14 protein-coding genes are annotated in these 18,514 nt (G+C 70.1%); 9 read left to right on the top strand and 5 right to left on the bottom strand.

From position 1 onward, the window contains the following. Together E3T48_RS14840 and E3T48_RS14835 are read right to left on the bottom strand one after the other, a co-directional pair. Positions 1 to 852: AAA family ATPase (locus tag E3T48_RS14840; protein ID WP_134524810.1), on the bottom strand; the 852-nt coding region annotated here is incomplete at its 3' end. Next, entirely contained in the window at positions 849 to 2,036 is a 1,188-nt protein-coding gene (locus tag E3T48_RS14835; protein ID WP_134524809.1) for an exonuclease SbcCD subunit D, read from the bottom strand. The genes E3T48_RS14840 and E3T48_RS14835, both read right to left, overlap by 4 nt. 194 nt (positions 2,037 to 2,230) lie before the next feature. Between E3T48_RS14835 and E3T48_RS14830 the strand changes: the two genes are divergently transcribed. The 5 genes from E3T48_RS14830 (at position 2,231) to E3T48_RS14810 (ending at position 8,128) form a co-directional block, all read left to right on the top strand. After that, positions 2,231 to 3,019 carry a DeoR/GlpR family DNA-binding transcription regulator gene (locus E3T48_RS14830; RefSeq protein WP_134524808.1) on the top strand — a complete coding sequence of 263 codons (789 nt, stop codon included), beginning with the start codon at positions 2,231 to 2,233 and terminating at the stop codon, positions 3,017 to 3,019. Then, positions 3,016 to 3,987 (top strand): 1-phosphofructokinase family hexose kinase, encoded by a 972-nt coding sequence (locus tag E3T48_RS14825; protein WP_134524807.1) that lies wholly within the window; start codon positions 3,016 to 3,018, stop codon positions 3,985 to 3,987. The genes E3T48_RS14830 and E3T48_RS14825 overlap by 4 nt, the downstream gene beginning before the upstream one ends. Further along, positions 3,984 to 5,987 carry a PTS fructose transporter subunit IIABC gene (locus E3T48_RS14820; protein ID WP_134524806.1) on the top strand — a complete coding sequence of 668 codons (2,004 nt, stop codon included), beginning with the start codon at positions 3,984 to 3,986 and terminating at the stop codon, positions 5,985 to 5,987. The genes E3T48_RS14825 and E3T48_RS14820 overlap by 4 nt, the downstream gene beginning before the upstream one ends. Before the next feature lie 94 nt (positions 5,988 to 6,081). Further along, a complete protein-coding gene (ptsP, locus tag E3T48_RS14815; RefSeq protein WP_134524805.1) occupies positions 6,082 to 7,767 on the top strand; it encodes a phosphoenolpyruvate--protein phosphotransferase in 1,686 nt (561 codons plus the stop codon). An 82-nt stretch (positions 7,768 to 7,849) separates the two neighbouring features. Next, the gene (locus E3T48_RS14810; protein ID WP_134524804.1) at positions 7,850 to 8,128 is read left to right on the top strand and encodes an HPr family phosphocarrier protein; all 279 of its coding nucleotides are present in this window, start codon (positions 7,850 to 7,852) and stop codon (positions 8,126 to 8,128) included. Positions 8,129 to 8,241: 113 nt separating this feature from the next. Here E3T48_RS14810 and E3T48_RS14805 read toward each other — a convergent pair whose 3' ends face one another. Further along, positions 8,242 to 11,835, bottom strand: coding sequence for a TM0106 family RecB-like putative nuclease (locus E3T48_RS14805; protein WP_134524803.1), 3,594 nt, complete (start codon positions 11,833 to 11,835; stop codon positions 8,242 to 8,244). 218 nt (positions 11,836 to 12,053) lie between these two features. Between E3T48_RS14805 and E3T48_RS14800 the strand changes: the two genes are divergently transcribed. Then, complete coding sequence (locus E3T48_RS14800; RefSeq protein ID WP_134524802.1) at positions 12,054 to 12,329, top strand: hypothetical protein; 276 nt, start codon at positions 12,054 to 12,056, stop codon at positions 12,327 to 12,329. Between the two features lie 454 nt (positions 12,330 to 12,783). Further along, positions 12,784 to 13,392 carry an FHA domain-containing protein gene (locus tag E3T48_RS14795; protein ID WP_134524801.1) on the top strand — a complete coding sequence of 203 codons (609 nt, stop codon included), beginning with the start codon at positions 12,784 to 12,786 and terminating at the stop codon, positions 13,390 to 13,392. Positions 13,393 to 13,580: 188 nt separating this feature from the next. Here the strand turns inward: E3T48_RS14795 and E3T48_RS14790 are convergent, their stop codons facing one another. Further along, the gene (locus tag E3T48_RS14790; RefSeq protein ID WP_134524800.1) at positions 13,581 to 14,903 is read right to left on the bottom strand and encodes an LCP family protein; all 1,323 of its coding nucleotides are present in this window, start codon (positions 14,901 to 14,903) and stop codon (positions 13,581 to 13,583) included. 239 nt (positions 14,904 to 15,142) lie between these two features. On the opposite strand from E3T48_RS14790, the gene E3T48_RS14785 reads away from it, so the two are divergent. After that, positions 15,143 to 15,529, top strand: coding sequence for a VOC family protein (locus E3T48_RS14785; RefSeq protein ID WP_134524799.1), 387 nt, complete (start codon positions 15,143 to 15,145; stop codon positions 15,527 to 15,529). Here the strand turns inward: E3T48_RS14785 and E3T48_RS14780 are convergent, their stop codons facing one another. Then, entirely contained in the window at positions 15,530 to 16,237 is a 708-nt protein-coding gene (locus tag E3T48_RS14780) for an HAD family hydrolase (protein WP_134524798.1), read from the bottom strand. Positions 16,238 to 16,331: 94 nt separating this feature from the next. Here E3T48_RS14780 and E3T48_RS14775 point away from each other — a divergent pair, with 94 nt between their 5' ends. Beyond that, positions 16,332 to 18,479 carry a S9 family peptidase gene (locus E3T48_RS14775; RefSeq protein WP_134524797.1) on the top strand — a complete coding sequence of 716 codons (2,148 nt, stop codon included), beginning with the start codon at positions 16,332 to 16,334 and terminating at the stop codon, positions 18,477 to 18,479. Positions 18,480 to 18,514 lie beyond the last annotated feature (35 nt).

Raw genomic sequence — 18,514 nt, 5'->3', positions numbered from 1 at the left:
CGCCGCCGCGTCCCGCCGGTCCTGGCGCCGCCGCAGGTCTTCCTGCACCCGGCAGTGCTCGGTGGCGGCGGTTGCCGAGGCGCCGGCCCGTTCGGCGGCGTCGATCGCCAGGCCGAATTGGCCGTCCAGCCGCTGTCGGGCCCGGTCGAACCAGTCGCGGTCGGCGGTTCCCTCGGCCTCCTCGCACTGCGCCTGGCCGGCCACGGCCGCCGCCAGCCCGGTCAGGCGCAGCCCGACAGCGGCCAGCTCCTCATCGAGGGACCTGCGCCGGCTGATCAGTTCGGTCTCCAGCTGCTCGAATCGGGCCGTGCCGAACAGCGTCCGCAGCACGGCTCGGCGATCGTCGGTCCTGGCCAGCAGGAACTTCTGGAACCGGTTCTGGGCGAGCAGGATCACCTGCAGGAACTGGTCCTGTTTGAGCGGCAGGATGCGGGTCAGTTCGTGGCCCACCTCGACCGGCCGGGTGGCAATGGTGCGCCAGCCCTCGCTGTCGCGGACGTCGAGCCGGGCATCCGGCTGCGCCACGGTCGTGCCGGGCCCGCGTTTCCTGGCCTTCTCGTACCGCGGGGTGCGATAGAGGCGGTAGTCCTGGTCGCCCAGCCCGAAGTCGAGTTCGACGAAGGTCGGGTCTTGCGGCTCGCAGTAGTCGCTGCGCAGCTGGGACTCCGTGCCTTCGTAACGGGGGACGTTGCCGTAGAGCGCGAAGCAGATGGCATCGAGGATGCTGGACTTTCCGGCCCCGGTCTTGCCGGTGATCAGGAAGATCCCGTCGTCGTCGAAGCGTTCGAAGTCGATGACCTGCTCGTTCTTGAACGGTCCGAATCCGGCGATCCTCAGTCGCTTGATCTTCATGCCGTGATCTCCGCCAGGTCGTCCGCCGCCAGCAATTCGGCGACCAGGTCGCGCTCGAATTCGGTCTGGACGACCCCGTTGCGCACGAACTCGAGGAACCCGGCAACGATCTCGTGGTCGTTCTGCTGGTGCAGGCGCTCGCCGTAGCTGGCGGCATCCGTTTCGACCGTGACCGACGGCCGGTGTTCGACGGTGACGCAGTGCGGGAACCGTTTCTGCAGGCGGCGCATGCCGTCGAGGGGGCGCACCTGGTCGGTGAGCACGGCCGACACCCAGTCGGCCTCGAACCGGGTGAACTCGTCGTTCGTGAGCAATGCCTCGATGTCACCGGTGAGCACGGAGAGCCTGCGGGGAACGGGAAGCCCGACCCATTCGACCTCGGCGCGCCGGTCGGCCGTGAGATCGACGAGCCAGGCGCCGCGGGGCTTGCCGGCCTCGGAGAAGGAGTAGTGCAGGGGCGCACCCGAGTAGCGCACCCGGTCGGTGAGCGTGGCCCGGCCGTGGATGTGGCCGAGGGCGACGTAGTCGGGGCCGCCGCTCTCCGGGTCGTCGGCAGGGCCGAAGACCGCGATCGGCACCAGGTCAAGGCCTCCGGCGGTGATGTCCCGCTCGACCTCGGTGGCCTCGGCGGCCGGCGTCACCCCGGCCGCGAAGCAGTGCGCCAGCACGACCGAGCGCCCGCCCCGAGCGGCGAGGTCCTCGCGGATCCGCCGCATTGCGAACGTGAGCACCTGCTCGTGGTTTCGCAGCGTCTCCTCCGGGAACAGGTGCCGGATCATCGCCGGCTCCAGATACGGAATGCCGTAGAAGTGCACGGGGCCGGTCGGGTCGTCGATGGTGACCGGTTCGAGGAACTGGTCGGGCCGGGTGATGATGTGGATGCCGGCCAGGCCGGCCCACTCCGACTGGAAGCCGAGCCGGGTGGCCGAGTCGTGGTTGCCGCTGGTCATCACGACAACGGCGCCGGCCTCCCTGAGCTCTCGCAGCGTCCAGGCCAGGAGCGAGTAGCTGTCGGCCGACGGCATCGCGGAGTCGAAGACGTCGCCGGCGACGACGACGACATCCACCTGCCGTTCCCGCACCACCTCGACCAGCGCCGCAAACACCCCGCGCAGGTGCGCCAGCGTTGAATGCGTGTGGAAGGTGCGCCCGATATGCCAGTCCGAGGTGTGCAGGATCTTCATGGTCCTCACGCTACGTGCGACCGCCGACATCCCCCCGGAGAATCGCCACCGCGGAGGCCGACACCGGGGAATACACCCCACACCCACCCTGATTCTTTGTTTGTCTGTGGTTTTCTTGACAAACAAAAGCAAACGCAGGTAGCGTGAAGATTATTCACACGGTGACCCCGGTCACTCAACGCCCCGGAGGTCTCGTGTTCGCGGAAGAACGTCAGGCCCTGATCGTCGATCTGGTCTCCAGTTCGAGTCGGGTCACGGTCAACGAGCTCGCAACCCGTTTCGATATCACCCCCGAGACCGTGCGGCGCGACCTCGACGCCCTCGAAGGCGCTCGGCAGCTGCGCCGGGTGCACGGCGGCGCGGTGGCCCTGGACCGCCTGAGCATGTCAGAGCAAAGCCTCGAGGAGCGGCAGACCCAGCACCACGACGAGAAGATGCGGATCGCCGCGGCCGCCTTCACCCTCATTCCCGCCAGCCAGACCGGGTCGATTCTGCTCGACGCCGGGACGACCACTGAACTCCTCGCCGACCTCCTCGTCGACTGGGCCCCGGCCGACCCGGGCGACGAACTCCTCGTCATCACCAACGCCGTTCCGATCGCCACGAAACTGGCCGGCAACGAAGACATCGCGGTGTACATCCTCGGCGGTCGCGTGCGCGGCCTCACCCGGGCCGTCGTCGGGCCGAGCACCATCGCCCAGCTCGAGGCGCTGCGGCCCGACATCGGCTTCGTCGGCGCGAACGGCGTGCACGCCGACTTCGGTTTCAGCACCCCGGATGCCGTCGAATCAGGCGTGAAGACAGCCATCGTCCGTTCGGCCCGGCGCGTCGTCGCGCTGGCCGATTCCTCCAAGCTCGACAAAGAAACCCTGATCCGCTTCGCGGCCCTCGGAGAAATCGACGTGCTGATCACGGACGCTCCCCCATCCCTGGAACTTGCCACGGCCCTCGCCGCGGCCGACGTCGAGGTTGTGATCGCGTGATCATCACGTTTACCCCCAATCCGAGCCTGGACCGCACGATCGGTCTGAGCGGGCGGCTGGCCCGCGGCGAGGTCCAGCGTGCCGTGTCCTCACGCGAGGAACCGGGCGGCAAGGGCGTCAACATCTGCCGCGCCCTCGAGGCGTCCGGCCTGCCGAGCCTCGCCATCCTGCCCGGCGACGACCTGGACCCCGTGCTGCAGGGGCTCCGCACGGCCGGGATCCCCCACCTGGGCATGCCGATCGGCGCCGCCATCCGCAGCAACGTGGCGATCACGGAACCCGACGGCACCACAACCAAGATCAACGTGCCCGGACCGCTGCTCAGCACCGAACAGCAGCACGCTCTGATCGCGCTGGTGCTGGAGAAGGCCGAGGGCGCCGACTGGCTCGTCCTGGCCGGATCCCTGCCGCCCGGGGTGCCGGTCGACTTCTACGCCGACATCACCCGGCAGCTGCGGGCCCGCTACGGCGCCGCCGCCCCGAAGGTCGCCGTCGACTCGTCCGGCGCACCGCTTGCCGCCGCGGTGACGGCGGCCCCCGACCTGATCAAGCCCAACGGCGAAGAACTCGCCGAACTCACCGGAATCCCCGACGCCGACGCGCTCGAAGCCGACCCGGCACTGGTCGCCAGGGCCTCCGAGCGCCTCGTCGCCGCCGGGGTCGGAGCCGTGCTGGCCACCCTCGGCGCCAGTGGCGCCGTGCTGGTGACCGCGGCCGGCGCCTGGCTCGCCCAGACGCCGCCGATGATCGCCACCAGCACCGTCGGCGCCGGCGACTCCTCCCTGGCCGGATTCCTGCTCAGCACCATTGCCGGGGCATCCGCACCCGACTCCCTTCGTCAGGCCGCCGCCCATGGGGCAGCCGCCGCGTCATTGCCAGGCTCGACCGTGCCGGCATTGAACCAAACCAGACCGGGCGACGTCACCGTGACGTCGCTTGTCACCCATCCAAAGGAGGATGTCCAGTGAGTGCACTGATCACGCCGGAGCTTGTCGCTCTGGACAAGAATCTCGGAACCGCTCCCTCGAGCGTCATCCGGCATCTTGCCGAACTCATCGTCGGCTCCGGCCGGGCCACCGAGATCGAGGGTCTCTACGCGGATGCCCTCGCCCGCGAGGCCAAGACGGCCACCGGCATCCCGGGCGGCCTTGCCATCCCGCATTGCCGTTCCTCCGCGGTCACCGAGCCGACGCTGGCGTTGGCCCGGCTGACTTCGCCCGTCGACTTCGGCGCCAAGGACGGCCCCGCCGACCTCGTCTTCCTGATCGCCGCACCGGAGGGGGCCGACCAGGAACACCTCAAGATCCTGGCGAAGCTCGCCCGTTCCCTGATGAAGAGCGACTTCACCGCCGCCCTGCGCGCCGCGACGTCGCCGGCCGAAATCGTCGAACTCGTCACCAGCGTCATCGCCCCCGTCACCGTCGGTGCGGGCGCGGCCTCCGCGGAGAACGCCAACGCCGGCACCAGCTCCACCTCCTCGTCGGTCAAGCGCATCGTCGCCGTCACCGCCTGCCCCACTGGAATCGCGCACACCTACATGGCCGCAGACTCCCTCGTCGCCGCCGCCAAGGCTGCCGGGGTCGACATGCAGGTCGAAACCCAGGGCTCCGCCGGCCTGACCATGCTCGACCCGGCCGTCATCGCCGCCGCAGACGCCGTCATCTTCGCCGTTGACGTCGACGTGCGGGGACGCGAGCGCTTCGCCGGCAAGCCGGTCATCCAGGCTCCCGTCAAACGTGGCATCGACGAACCGGCCAAGCTCATCCAGGACGCGCTGGCCGCGGCCAGGAACCCGAACTCGCGTCGCGTAGGCGGCAATGTGGGCGTCGTCGAGACCGACACCAAGAACGAGCACTTCGGCCAGAAGGTCAAGCGCGCGCTGCTCACCGGTGTCAGCTACATGATCCCGTTCGTCGCCGGCGGAGGTCTCCTCATCGCCCTCGGCTTCCTGCTCGGCGGCTACGAGATCACCAAGGTCGCCGACGTCGTGGTGCTGCAGAACAGCCTGTTCAACCTCCCGGAGGGTGGCCTGCTGATCTACCTCGGCGCGGTCTTCTTCAAGATCGGCGCCCTGTCGATGGGCTTCCTGGTACCGGCGCTCGGCGGCTACATCGCGTTCGCGATCGCCGACCGTCCCGGGATCGCGCCCGGCTTCGTCGCCGGCGCCGTCGCCGGCTTCATGGGTGCGGGCTTCCTCGGCGGTATCGCCGGTGGTCTCCTCGCCGGTGTCGCGGCCGCGAGCTTCGCCAAGCTCAACGTTCCGCGCTGGCTGCGCAGCCTGATGCCCGTCGTCATCATCCCGCTGGTCGCCTCGATCGTCGCCTCAGGCCTGATGTTCCTCGTGCTCGGCGGACCGATCGCCTGGATCACCACGAACCTGAACGAATGGCTCACCGGCATGAGCGGTGCGTCGGCGATCATCCTCGGCCTCATCCTCGGCCTGATGATGGGCTTCGACCTCGGCGGCCCGGTCAACAAGGTCGCCTACGCCTTCGCCGTCGCCGGCCTCGGCACCGCGACCATCGCCAACCAGGCTCCCTGGCAGATCATGGCCGCGGTCATGGCCGCAGGCATGGTTCCGCCGCTCGCCATGGCCCTGGCCACGGTGGTCGACAGGAAGCTGTTCAGCCTGGTCGAACGTGAGAACGGCAAGGCGGCCTGGCTGCTCGGGGCATCCTTCATCTCCGAAGGCGCCATCCCGTTCGCCGCGGCCGACGTGTTCCGGGTCATCCCGGCCGGCATGATCGGCGCCGGCGTCACCGGCGCCCTGTCGATGGCCTGGGGAGTGACGTCGAAGGCGCCGCATGGTGGCGTCTTCGTCTTCTTCGCCATCGACAGTTTCCCGCTGTGGCTCCTCGCGATCGCGATCGGAACCGCAGTCGCGGCGTTCGTCGTGATCGTGCTCAAGCGGTACGCAGTCAGGAAGTCCAGCGTCGACGCGGAGAACCCCGCACTCGTCAACGCGTAACCATCGCGCCGTCCGCCGTGTCACGAGCACGGCGGCCGACGCGTAGCATGAAATAGCGTGGGCAAATCGCTGCGCAAGAATAGAGGTCAATCCCGTGCAGAATTTCTCTGGAGTAGGCGTCAGCCCAGGACGGATCATCGGGTCCGTCCGACAGATGCCGAAACCGGTCAGCGAACCCGCCGTTGGTGAGCGTTTGTCGTCGTCGACGACAGCGGATGAGGCCACGGCCAGTCTGCGCGCGGCCTCGAAGGTCGTGCAGGCCGAACTCCAGGGTCGCGCCGCGGCCGCAACGGGAGCCGGCAGGGCCGTCCTCGAGGCCACCGCGCTGATGGCGGCAGACCCCATGCTGATCAAGGCGGCCGTGAAACTCATCACGTCAGGGACGTCGGCCGAGCGGGCGATCTGGGAGTCCGGCGCTTCCGTTGCCGAGATGCTGCACAACCTCGGCGGCTACATGGCCGACCGGGCCACGGATGTCCTCGACGTTCGCGCACGCATCGTGGCCGAGCTGCGCGGGGTGCCCGCACCCGGGATTCCGCAATCCACCGAACCATTTATTCTCATCGCGGAGGACCTCGCCCCCGCCGACACCGCCACCCTGGACCCGGCGAAGGTCCTGGCCCTGGTCACTTCCGGCGGCGGCCCGCAGTCGCACACCGCCATCATCGCCCGGGCCCTCGGCCTGCCGGCCGTGGTTGCCGCGCCCGGTGTGGACGAACTCGTCGACGGCACCGAGGTCTACGTCGACGGGGCCGCCGGCACCGTCAGCGTCGACCCCGCCGCCGACGAGCAGGCGCTGGTCGCGGCCTGGCTGCTCGCCGCGGAGACCCTCGCCGTGTTCGACGGCACCGGCAGCACCGCCGACGGGCACCTCGTGCCTCTTCTCGCGAACGTCGGCGGCGCGGTGGACGCGGTCAAGGCCGCCGAGCTCGGCGCCCAGGGCGTCGGCCTGCTCCGCACCGAGTTCTGCTTCCTCGAGCGCGACACCGAACCGACCATCGACGAGCAGGTCGTGGCCTACCGCGGCGTGTTCGACGCGTTCCCGGGCAAGAAGGTCGTCGTGCGCACCCTTGACGCCGGCGCCGACAAGCCCCTTCCGTTCCTGACCGACAGCACCGAGCCCAACCCGTCCCTGGGCGTGCGCGGCTACCGGACCGACCTGACCACCCCCGGCGTGCTCAAGCGGCAGCTGACCGCGATCGCCACCGCGGCGGCCGACTCCCCCGCCGAGGTGTGGGTGATGGCGCCGATGATCGCGACCGTCGACGAGGCCTCAGACTTCGCGGCGATGTGCCGCGTCGCCGGGCTGAAGATCCCCGGGGTCATGGTGGAGGTGCCGTCCGCGGCGCTTTTGGCCGACCGGATCCTCGGCGAGGTCGACTTCGTCAGCCTCGGCACGAACGACCTCACCCAGTACACGATGGCCGCCGACCGCCAGCTCGGCACCCTCGCCGCACTGAACTCGCCGTGGCAGCCGGCTGTGCTGCACCTGATCAGGCTGACCGTCGCCGGTTCGATCGCGCAGGGCAAGCGCAAGCCCGTCGGCGTCTGCGGCGAGGCCGCGGCCGACCCCGTGCTCGCCGTCGTGCTCGTCGGCCTCGGCGTGTCGTCCCTCTCGATGACCGCCCGCTCCCTCTCCGCCGTCGGCGCCGTGCTGAAGAGCGTCACCCTCGACGAGGCGAAGCGCCTCGCCGAGCTCGCTCTCTCAGCCCGGAACGCCGACGAGGCGCGCACCCGCGTGCGCGCCGAACTGCCGATCCTCGAACAGCTGGGCCTCTGAGCCCCGACGCACCTTTTCGCGTCGCGTCGCGGCGCACCACCGTCGCCGAGCACAGCTCGACGAGCACCAATCAGGAGGAACCATGTCCGAACGTAAAGCCACCATCGCCAGCCGGGTCGGCCTGCACGCCCGCCCCGCGTCCATCTTCGCCGCAGCCGTCGGTGAACTGCCGATCGAGGTCACCATTTCCCTCGAGAACGACCCGGTCGAAGACGCGATGGATGCCTCGAGCATCCTGAGCCTGATGAGCCTCGGCGCCGCCAACGGCGACGTCGTCGTGCTCCGTGCCGAAGGCGACGGTGCCGTCGAGGCTCTCGAAGCCCTCGTCAAGATCCTCGAAACGGACCTGGACGCCGAGTAACCCCGGCCACACCCGGCCCGGCCTGCCTGCCGCGGCCAGCCAAGCCGTCGAGATCTACCTTTCCGGTCGAAACCGCCCCGCACACCGGTCGGTCTCGACCGGAAAGGTCGATCTCAGCGAGCCGTCCTCGGCGCGGCAGGCGTCACCAGGGTGATGAACGCGCTGAGCTGCGTGAGCACCTCGACGCTGGTCGGCAGCGACTCGGTCAGCGCCGGCGAATAGACCAGCCAGGCTGCCCACTGCGCACGGGAGATGGCGACGTTCAACCGGTTCGCGAGGAGCAGGAATTCGAGCCCTCTCGGCACGTCTTCGGCGGCCGACGCCGCGAGCGACACGATCGCGACCGCCGCCTCCCGACCCTGGAACCTGTCGACGGTTCCGACCGGCACCAGGCCGAGGCCGGCCGCCTTCAGCCGGCTGCGGATGAGTTCGACCTGGGCGTTGTAGGGCGCCACGACGATGACGTCGTCCTGGGCGAGCGGCGCGGTGACACCCGCGGATGTCCAGGGTCGCCCCAGCAGATCCACCACGAGCACGACGACCTCCTCCGCCTCCTCGACCGACGAGGTCGCGTTCGCGGAATGCGACACCGGCAGGGGGTGAAGCCCGGGTTCCACCCCCGCCAGGCTGCGGTCGGACGGATGCGAGAGCAGCATGCCCTCGTAGGACAGCGTCGAGACGGGGGCGCAGACCGCGGGGTGCATCCGCCTGCTGGTGGCGAGGAAGTAGCCGTACTCGGCGGGGAGCACCCGGTGCCCGTCGCTGAGCCAGCCGAGGGCGGACTCGTCGACGGGTTCGGGGTGGGTTCCCTGGCTCACCTGCGGCAGCTGCTGCGGATCTCCCAGCAGCAGCAGGCGCTCGGCCGAGACGGCCGCGGCGATCGTGCTGGCCAGGGAGAACTGGCCGGCCTCGTCGACGACGAGCAGGTCGAGCGAACCTCGCGGCAACCGGTCGGCGTTGCTGAAGTCCCAGGCGGTGCCGCCGACCACCCAGCCGCCGGGGCGGCCGGTGAACGCGCCGAAGGTCTTCGTGTCGAGCACGGCCCACGGAACGGGTCTGGTCTCCTCGCCCTTTTTCGCCTTCTTGCCGACCCGGTCGGGGGCGAGGCCGACCTCCGCCCCGGCGGCGAGCACGGCGCGGAGCATGTTCTCCACCGCTGCGTGGGATTGCGCGACAACGCCGACGGTCCAGCCGTGGTTGACGACGAGGTCGGCGATCACCCTCGACCCGAGGTAGGTCTTGCCGGTGCCGGGCGGGCCCTGCACCGCGAGGTAGGAACGGTCGAGGCGTAGCAGGCTGCCCAGGATGGCCGACTTCACGTCGCCGTCCCGCGGCCGGGCCAGGCCGGGCTCCGCGCCGCCGTCGGGCGGGTCGCCCACTGGCGGGTAACCCCCTGGCGGGTAACCCACTGGCGAGTAGCCCACTGGCGAGTAGCCCACTGGCGCACCGCCGTCTGGCGCACTGCCCGGGCCGGCCAGGAGTCGCGGCGGCCGGCGCCGGAGCAGGTCGAACGCGGCATCCGGAAGCGGCTCCGGCCAGGCGTCGAGCACGGCCCTGCCCCACTCCGAGATCGCCCCGACCTGGCTGCCGGCCGGCGGCGGGGTGCCGGGGGTCAGCGCGATCGGCAGTTCGTGGTGGGTCGGCGCGTCCCGCTCGAGGATCTCCTCGACGAGGAACACCGACTCGTCGATGACCTCGACGATGGTGACCTTGTCGTGCGCGGTGCGCGCGCCCGGCTCGGCGCTGGGCCGGATCGGCGGGTACGGCGGGTCGTAGAGCAGGAACGGCTTCTGCCCGACCTTGAGGGAGCTGCCGGGCGCGAGGGCGCCGGACAGTCGCAGCACGCGCCGGTCAAGAAGTTGGCGGCCCTCCCGGTGCCAGCCCGTCCGCACCGTTGCGGTGTCGACGACGAGTACATCCCGGGTGTCTGCCCACTCGTCGACGGGCGAGCCGAGGCGTGAGTAGTGGTCCCACCAGAACGACTTCTGCTCCCTCCGGTGATAATCGATCGCGGCGGCGGCCAGGGCGAGGGCGGTCTCGTCGGCGCTGCGGTCGGCGGGCGCGACCGCGGCCAGAAGCGCGGCAAGCTCGAGGTAGACCGGGTCGGGCTCACGCACCGGCAGGTCGAAGGCCGGCTCGGCGGGCGCCGCAGCGGGCATCGCGCTCTCGGCGGCGCGCTCCAGCAGCCAGTCGCGCAGTCGCCGGGTGGACCGGCAGTCGTAGGCGTTGTACCGGGCGATGTCGGCGAGCACGGCCGCCGCGGCGGCCTCGTCGCCGTCCGCCAGGAGCTCCCGGGACCGCACGTACTCGGCGATCGAATCGGCGGCGTTGGCGACACCCTCGCGTTCGTCGCCGCCCATGTAGAGCGGCTCGAGCTTCTTCAGCGAGTAGCTGCGGCTGCCGATGCGCAGGCCCTGCCGCACGACCGGGTACAGGTCGACGAGCACATGGTCCCTGAGCAGGCCGTCGACGGCGTCCTCGCCCACTCCGTGCCGGGCCGCGAGGGTGAGCAGGTGGGTGCGCTCGTAGGGGGCGTAGTGGTAGATGTGCATCCCCGGATGCCGCTCCCGCCGTTCACGCACATAGTCCAGGAACTCGACCAGGGCCCGGCATTCCTCGGCGTGGCTGTGCGCCCAGAACGAGCGGAAGGTGTCATCCGGTTCGACCAGTCCGAAGAGGTAGTCCAGCCCCCAGACGACGCCGGCCAGGCCGGGCGCGCGCCCGCCCGCATCCTCTTGGTACAGCGGGTCGCCCTCGAAATCGAAGAAGATGTCGCCCGCGTCGGGGGCAGGCAGCGCGGAAAGCGCGAGCGGGTTGATCACCTCCCAGTTCACGGGCCGGTCGGCGCCGGCCGGCGTGATCTGCAGCCTGGCCTGCTCGCTGAGCGTGTGCAGTGTGGCGTCCGAAAGGCCGGGGACCGGGCCGAGCACCGCCGCCAGTTCCTCGATCGTCGCCACGCCGGCGGCGCGCAGCTTCGCACGCTGGCTGAGCCGCAGGTTGGCGACGAGCAGCACGTCGCGGTGCCGCTGAACCTGATCGTCGCAGACGTCGCAGCGCCCGCAGGCGGTGTAGCGCGGGTCGCCCCACTCGGTCGGCGCGGTATCGGCGAGTCGTTCGTCGACCAGGCGTTCCAGCCTGGCCCGGCGGGTGCGGTAGACGGGCAGGATGTCCCGCAGCCGGTGCGAACTCGTGCGCCCGTCGCCGAGCAGGAGGTGCACCTGCTCCCCCGTGGGGATGCCCATCCGTTCGAGCTGGTCGCTGTAGGCCGCCAGCTGCAGCAGCGCGGTGATTTTCGCCTTGCGCGCCAGTTTGGTGTCGTACACCTCGTAGGTCGGGCCGTCGTCGGAGCGGATGATGAAGTCCGCGTAGCCGAGGAACCGGCCGTCGAAGAACGCGGCCTGGAACACCACTTCGGCGCCGCCGGTGAGCGCGGCTGCGCTCGCCCGCACGGCGGAGTCGATCTCGGCGAGGGCCGGGCGTTGGATCTCGACGACCTGGCGGGTCTCCCGCAGGCGGGTGAGCATCCGCAGTTCGTGCGCGTCGCCCAGTTCGGCGGTGCGCTCGAGCATGGCGTCGGCTGTCTCCGCGATCGGGTCGATCCGCCCGAGCCTCGCGTCGAGCCTGCGCATCAACGCCCATTCGCAGCCGGCGGCGGCGCTGAGGTCGCTCGCCGAGTAGACGATGGTGCCGGAATCGAGCAGGAACACGGTGGCCTCCAGGGGTTCCCCCGAGGCTAACCGAACCCCCCGACGGTTGCCTCCTGAGAGCCTGCTGTGGATTCGCTCGGGGCGGTCCGGGCTCAACTAATCTGAGCGTCACGGTAGGCAGTGGCGCAGCTGGTTGCCGGCAGACGGACACGACTCCGGGACGGTTCCGCCTCTGCCTGAGCCCGTCTCATCCCGGTGAAACCGAAAGAGAGTGCACCGTGACCGACGATTCGACCACAGACCAGACCTCGCCCGCCGGCAGCCACGCGAATGGCCCGGATGCCCACAGCATCCGGGACTGGACCGACCTCGGCAAGGAGATGTGGTCCTATCTCACCGGCAAGAGCGCCGTCATCAACTACAGCTTCATCGACATGACCGTCGAGGTTCCGCGGGATATCGGCCCGGATGCACCGCGGGCGACCTGGAAACTGAACGGGACCCTGCGCGTCACCACGAGCGAGAACGCCGGCGCCGAATCCCTCCCCCAGTAGCCATGACCGCGACCACCCGGCTGGACATCGACCTGGCCTTCTCCCTGGTCCAGCCGAGCCCGGCCCCCTCGACCGCGGCGGACCACACGGCGGCCGCGGCGGACCACACGGCGGCCGGTGCGGCGCAGCCGACGCCGACCGTCGAGGCGATGTCCGGCACGGTCAAGGCCGCCGGCCTCGACGTGGAGATCTTCGCCGGCAGGCCCGAGCTGTTCGTTTCCCGGGCGGTACGGCTGAGGGACCTTCGAAGCATCGCGTCGGATCTTGCCGAGCGTGGCCTGACCGTGTCGCTGAGCGGGCCGAACGGCCTCATCGTTCGAGTGGGGGCGGTGACGTCGCCCCCGCTCCAGCGGATTCTGACGGGGTCGTCTCATATCGTCCTCGGCAGCAGGGCCGCACTCACGCCACTGCTCCGGCGGAGATCCCGACGCCGGGGGCGCCGTCGATCCCCAGCGTGCCGTTACCGCCGTCGACCCTGTTCCCACTGGTCCCGACGTTCGACCGGCGGATCCGCCGCCGGATCACGACCACGCACTACACACCGGGAGCCGGACGGCCTCGGCTGGTGTTCGTCGTCGGCTCGGAGAACTGGAACGGACAGGCGCCGCGAGAGTTCGACCTGCAGCCCGGGGTCACCACGATCGGGTCCGGGCCCGACTCCGACCTTCGGCTGGACGGTCTGCAATCCCTGCACGCCGAAATCCGGCACGACCGGAACGACGAATACGTCCTGTTCCCCATCGGCCCGGTGGCCGGAGGCACGAAGCAGGAGATTCGGGAGGGCCGGCCGCACGGCGGCGGACAGATTCTGCGCACCGGCGCCCGGATCGAAATGGGGCCGTGGCGGATGGCCTTCTTCCGGGAGGAATACGCCGATCACGGTCGACCGTTCGGCGGCCGGCTCGGCGGCGAGCTTTCCTATCAGAAGCCGCAGCCCGCCCGCCACGCAGCCCGACCTGAGCGCGCCGGGACCGCCAGCGCCGGGACCGCCGAGAGGAGCGCTCCGCAGGATCGCGACGCGCACCCCGATCTCGGTGGACGACTGGACGACTCCGAGATCTAAGGGCCGCGCCCCTCGTGGCTCACCTTACGGAAGCGGGCGCACGTTGTACCGTGCGCCCGCTTCCGTAGAGTGCGCCACGACGGATGCCTCCGGCCGCCCGGCGGCGTGACCACCGGACGAGCGCCGTGAAAAGCACCCTCGAGAGCCCCGGCACGGCCGGGCCGAGCTGGTGAGTCAGGCTGGTGGGGTCAGTAGTCGTAGGCGATCGAGCAGGTCTGCTGGCTCGCGGTCTGGCCGCGCAGGCCGGCGATCGTTTCCGGAGCGGCGGGAGCCGGCGTCGCGGCCGGGGCGGTTGCGGCCGGATCGGTTGCGGCCGGATCATCGGTTGCGGCCGGGGCGGGCGTCGCGGCCGGGGCGGGCGTTTCGGCAGGAGCAGGCGCGGCCGGGTCGGCCTGGGCGCTGTTGCCGAGCGCGTTCTCGTCGAGCGTGAACGGCTGGTCGGCCTGGACCTTCGCGAACAGCGCAGTGGCGAGGTCTTCCGACGGCACCAGTTTCGCGGTGTCGGCCGGGTCCTCCGCGGACGGGTACTGAACGAAGACGAGCTTGTCGAGGTCGATGTCCTTCAGCGCCAGCGCCATGCTCACCATGGTGGGGATGTTGGCCAGCGAGGTGGAGAGCTTGAGATTCGTTCCGGCGGCGTTGGCCAGTCCGGTCACCTTCGACACGTCGGTCAGGGTCGAGTTGCTCTTCATCACGCGCATCAGTGAGGACATGTAGGCCTGCTGCGAGGAAATGCGGGACAGATCGCTTCCGTCGCCGACGCCGTGGCGGCTGCGCAGGTAGGACAGGGCCGTCTGGCCGGCGACGACGCTGGTGCCCGCGGGCAGGTTGAGGCCGGAGGCAGGGTCGTCGATGGCGTCGTTGAGGCAGATCGGAACGCCGCCGACGGCATCCGCCATCGCGACGGTGCCTTCAAAGGAGATCAGCCCGGCGTAGGGGATGTCCAGCCCCGTGAGTTCGGAGACCGTCGAGACGACGCAGCCGAGGCCACCGCGATCATAGGACGCGTTGACCGCCTCGGCGTCGACCGCGGAGTTGACGTCACCGGTGTCCGGATTGATGCACTCGGGCTGTGCGATGACGAGGTCGCGCGGGATGCTGACCACGACGGCGCTCTTGTGGTCGGCGGAGACGTGCAGCAGGATGTTGACGTCGTTGAGGGTCGAATCACGTTCGCCGTAGGACTGGCCCTGGGCGGTGGAGTTGTCCACGCCGACCACCAGCACGTTGAAACCCCCGGCGAAGGAGGCCGCCTTGGCGGTCTTCGGGGGCTTCTTGCCGTTGGAGATGTCCACCGAGTTGGCGGCGACCCTGGTGGCGAACTGGTTCACGGCGATGGCGGCGACGGATGCCCCGCTCACCAGTGCGACGGCCAGGGTGATCGCGACGACCTTGACCAGCGGCGCCCAGAATTCACGCCAGCGGGAATGGCCCTTGTGGCGCACGAGACCGGTCGCCCTGGCCTGGCGACGGGCGTCACCACGCCCGGTCGGCTTCTGCTCCCGCGTCACTGATACTCCCTGCTTCCGATTTTGCGCTAATCGGCCACNTCACCACGCCCGGTCGGCTTCTGCTCCCGCGTCACTGATACTCCCTGCTTCCGATTTTGCGCTAATCGGCCACCATATCGTCCGCACCCGTGTGCGCCCTGAAGGTTCCTAAGGATGTCTCACGGCCGGCGGCCGTGGCCCGGCGGCGGCCCGGCGGCGGCCCGGCGGCGGCCCGGCGGCGGTCGTGCGAAACTGCCGGGATGCGGATAAACGGAGTGCACCACATCGCCATCATCGCCAGCGACTACGAATTGTCCAAGGCGTTCTACCAGGATGTGCTCGGCGCGACCCTCGAGGCCGAGTACTTCCGGGTCGAACGGGATTCATGGATGGGCAAGCTCGCCCTGAACGAGCAGTACCTGATCGAACTCTTCTCGTTCCCGGATACCCCGCCGCGGCGCAGCGGCCCGGAGTCGCTCGGCCTGCGCCACCTGGCATTCGAGGTCGACGACGTGCCCGCGGCGCACGCCGAACTCGAGCAGAAGGGCGTCGAGTGCGAGGAACTGCAGGTGGACCCGAACAACGGGAAGGCCATGTTCTTCTTTCGCGACCCTGACGGCCTGCCGCTGGAGATCTACCAGAGTTGACTAGGCCGGCAGCAGTTCGAACCTGACCCCGTCGTCCTGCACAAGGATGCGAAGCCAGTCGAGGCTCGGCACGACGAGGTCGGCGACCAGGTCGGCCGCGGCGTGGGTGCCCTCGACCCCGATGGTGGCGCAGCCGGCGGCACGCGCGGCCTCGAGGCCGGCCGGGGCGTCCTCGACGACGAGGCACCGGGCCGGGTCGACGCCCAGGCGCTTCGCGGCCTCCAGGAACGGCTCGGGGAACGGCTTGCCTCTGCTCGTGTCCTCGATGGTCACGACGGTTGCCACTGCGGGGACACCGCCTGCGTTCAGGCGAACCAGGCAGAGCGCCCTGGTGGCGGAGGTGACGATCGCCCGCCGGTGCTCCGGGATGCTCGTGAGCAGCTCTCCAGCGCCGGGGAGGATCGCGATCTCGGCGGTGTCGGCCAGCTCGAGCTCGGTCAACCGGACGACGGCCTGGTCGACCTGGTCGGCCGGTACCAGGGTGGCGATCATCTGGCGGGCGGGCACCCCGTGGCGCGCGCCGCGGAACGACTCGCCGAGGCCTGCCTCGTCAGCCCAGCGCCGCCAGGACCGGTTGACGGCGTTCGTCGAGTCGACGAGGGTGCCGTCCATATCGAACAGCACGGCCTCGAACACGCGACCGAGGAGGCTGTTCTCTGTGTCGGGAGACTGCCGAGGCGTGGTCGCGTCGGTCGGGGCATTCGTCATGGGTGTCCTTCCCCGGGGCCGCGATTGTCGGCTCCGGTCACCCTGCAATTCTCCCCCACCGTCGCGCGGCCCGCTCCCACCGTACGCTGGACCAATGACGATCCCTCCCCTCGCGGCGAAGAAGCCGACTCGGCGCATGCACCACGACGACGTGTACATCGACGACTACGAGTGGCTGCGCGACAAGGACAGCCCGGAGGTCCTCGCCCACCTCGCTGCGGAGAACGACTACACGGATGCCCGCACCGCGCACCTCGAATTGCTGCGGGAGCAGCTCTTCGATGAGTTCAAGGGCCGCACCCAGGAGACCGACCTCAGCGTCCCGGTGCGCGAGGGCCACTGGTGGTACTACACCCGCACGGTCGAGGGGCAGGAGTACGGCATCCACTGCCGGGCACCGATCACCGGGCCAGGCGACTGGGAGCCACCGGTGATCACGCCCGACCTCCCCGGTAACCGGGCCACGACCGGCCTCCCCGGCGAGCAGCAGCTGCTCGACGACAACCTCGAGGCGGCCGGGCACGAGTTCTACTCGCTCGGCAGCTTCGACGTGAGTGCCGACGGAAGCCTTCTGCTCTACGCGGTCGACACCGAGGGCGATGAGCGGTACACGATCCGGGTGCGCGACCTGGCCACCGGGCAGAACCTCCCCGACGAGATCGAGGACGCGGCGGAGGGCTCCCTGTTCGACCCGAGCGGCCGCTACGTCTTCTACACCACGGTCGACGACGCCTGGCGGCCGGACACCGTCTGGCGACACGAGGTGGGCGCCCCGGCATCCGCCGACACAGAGGTCTTCCATGAGCCGGACGAACGGTTCTGGGTGGGCGTCGGCGTCACCCGCAGCCGCAGGTACCTGCTGATCGAGGCCGGGTCGAGCGTGACCACCGAGACCCGGCTGCTCGCCGCGGACGACCCGACCGGCGAGTACGCGGTGGTCTGGCCGCGCCGCGACGGCGTCGAATACGACGTGGAACACGCCGTGGTCAACGGCGAAGACCGCCTCCTGATCGTGCACAACGACCACGCGGTCAACTTCGAGCTGGTCAGCGTGGCCACGGCAGATCCCCAGGGAGCCCGGCGGATGCTGCTGCCGCACGACGACACCGTGCGTCTGGAGGGCGTCGACGCGTTCCGCGACTTCGTCACCGCCGAATACCGCAGGGACGGGCTCAGCCGCGTGGCCATCGCCCGCACCGACACCGGCTCGGACGGGCTCGACTTCACCGAACTGACCTTCGACGAGCCGCTCTTCACCGTGGGCACCGGCGCGAACCCGGAGTGGGACCAGCCCACCGTGCGGTTCGGGTACACCAGCTTCCTCACCCCGTCGACCGTGTACGACCACGTCGTCGCCACCGGCGAACGCCGCCTGCTCAAGCAGCAGCCGGTGCGCGGCCGCTATGACCCGACCCTGTTCGAACAGCGCCGCGAGTGGGCGGTGGCCGGCGACGGCACCCGCGTGCCGATCTCCCTGGTCTACCGCCGCGATCTGGTCACCCCCGGGGTGCCGGCCCCCACCGTGCTCTACGGCTACGGGTCGTACGAGCACAGCATCGACCCCGGCTTCAGCATCCCGCGGCTGAGCCTGCTCGACCGCGGCATGGTCTTCGCGATCGCGCACGTGCGCGGCGGCGGCGAGCTGGGCCGTCCCTGGTACGAACAGGGCAAGAAGCTGCACAAGCGCAACAGCTTCACGGACTTCATCGACTGCGCCAGGCATCTGGTCGACCTGGACGTCACCGCCCCCGACCGGCTCGTCGCCGACGGCGGCAGCGCGGGCGGGCTGCTGATGGGCGCGGTCGCGAACCTGGCGCCGGAACTGTTCGCCGGCATCCACGCCGCCGTGCCGTTCGTCGACCCGCTCACCTCGATCCTCGACCCGTCGCTGCCGCTGACCGTGATCGAGTGGGACGAGTGGGGCGACCCGCTGCACGACCCCGAGGTGTATGCGTACATGAAGGGGTATTCCCCGCTCGAGAACGTGCGCGCGACGCAGTACCCGCGCATCCTCGCCGTGACCAGCCTGAACGATACCCGGGTGCTGTACGTGGAGCCGGCCAAATGGGTGGCCAGGCTGCGCGAGGTCGGGGCGGATGCCCTGCTGAAGACCGAGATGTCGGCCGGCCACGGCGGGGTGTCCGGGCGCTACGCCGCGTGGCGCGAGAGGGCCTTCGACTTCGCCTGGCTGATCGACGTGGCGGGCGCGCGACCGACCGGGGACGCGGCGCTCCCCGGGTAGCGCCCGCCGCCGCGGCACGCCGCCGCACACCACCG

This window comes from Cryobacterium fucosi (assembly GCF_004403515.1).
Lineage (GTDB): Bacteria > Actinomycetota > Actinomycetes > Actinomycetales > Microbacteriaceae > Cryobacterium > Cryobacterium fucosi.
This window is presented reverse-complemented; position numbering and strand designations above follow the sequence as displayed.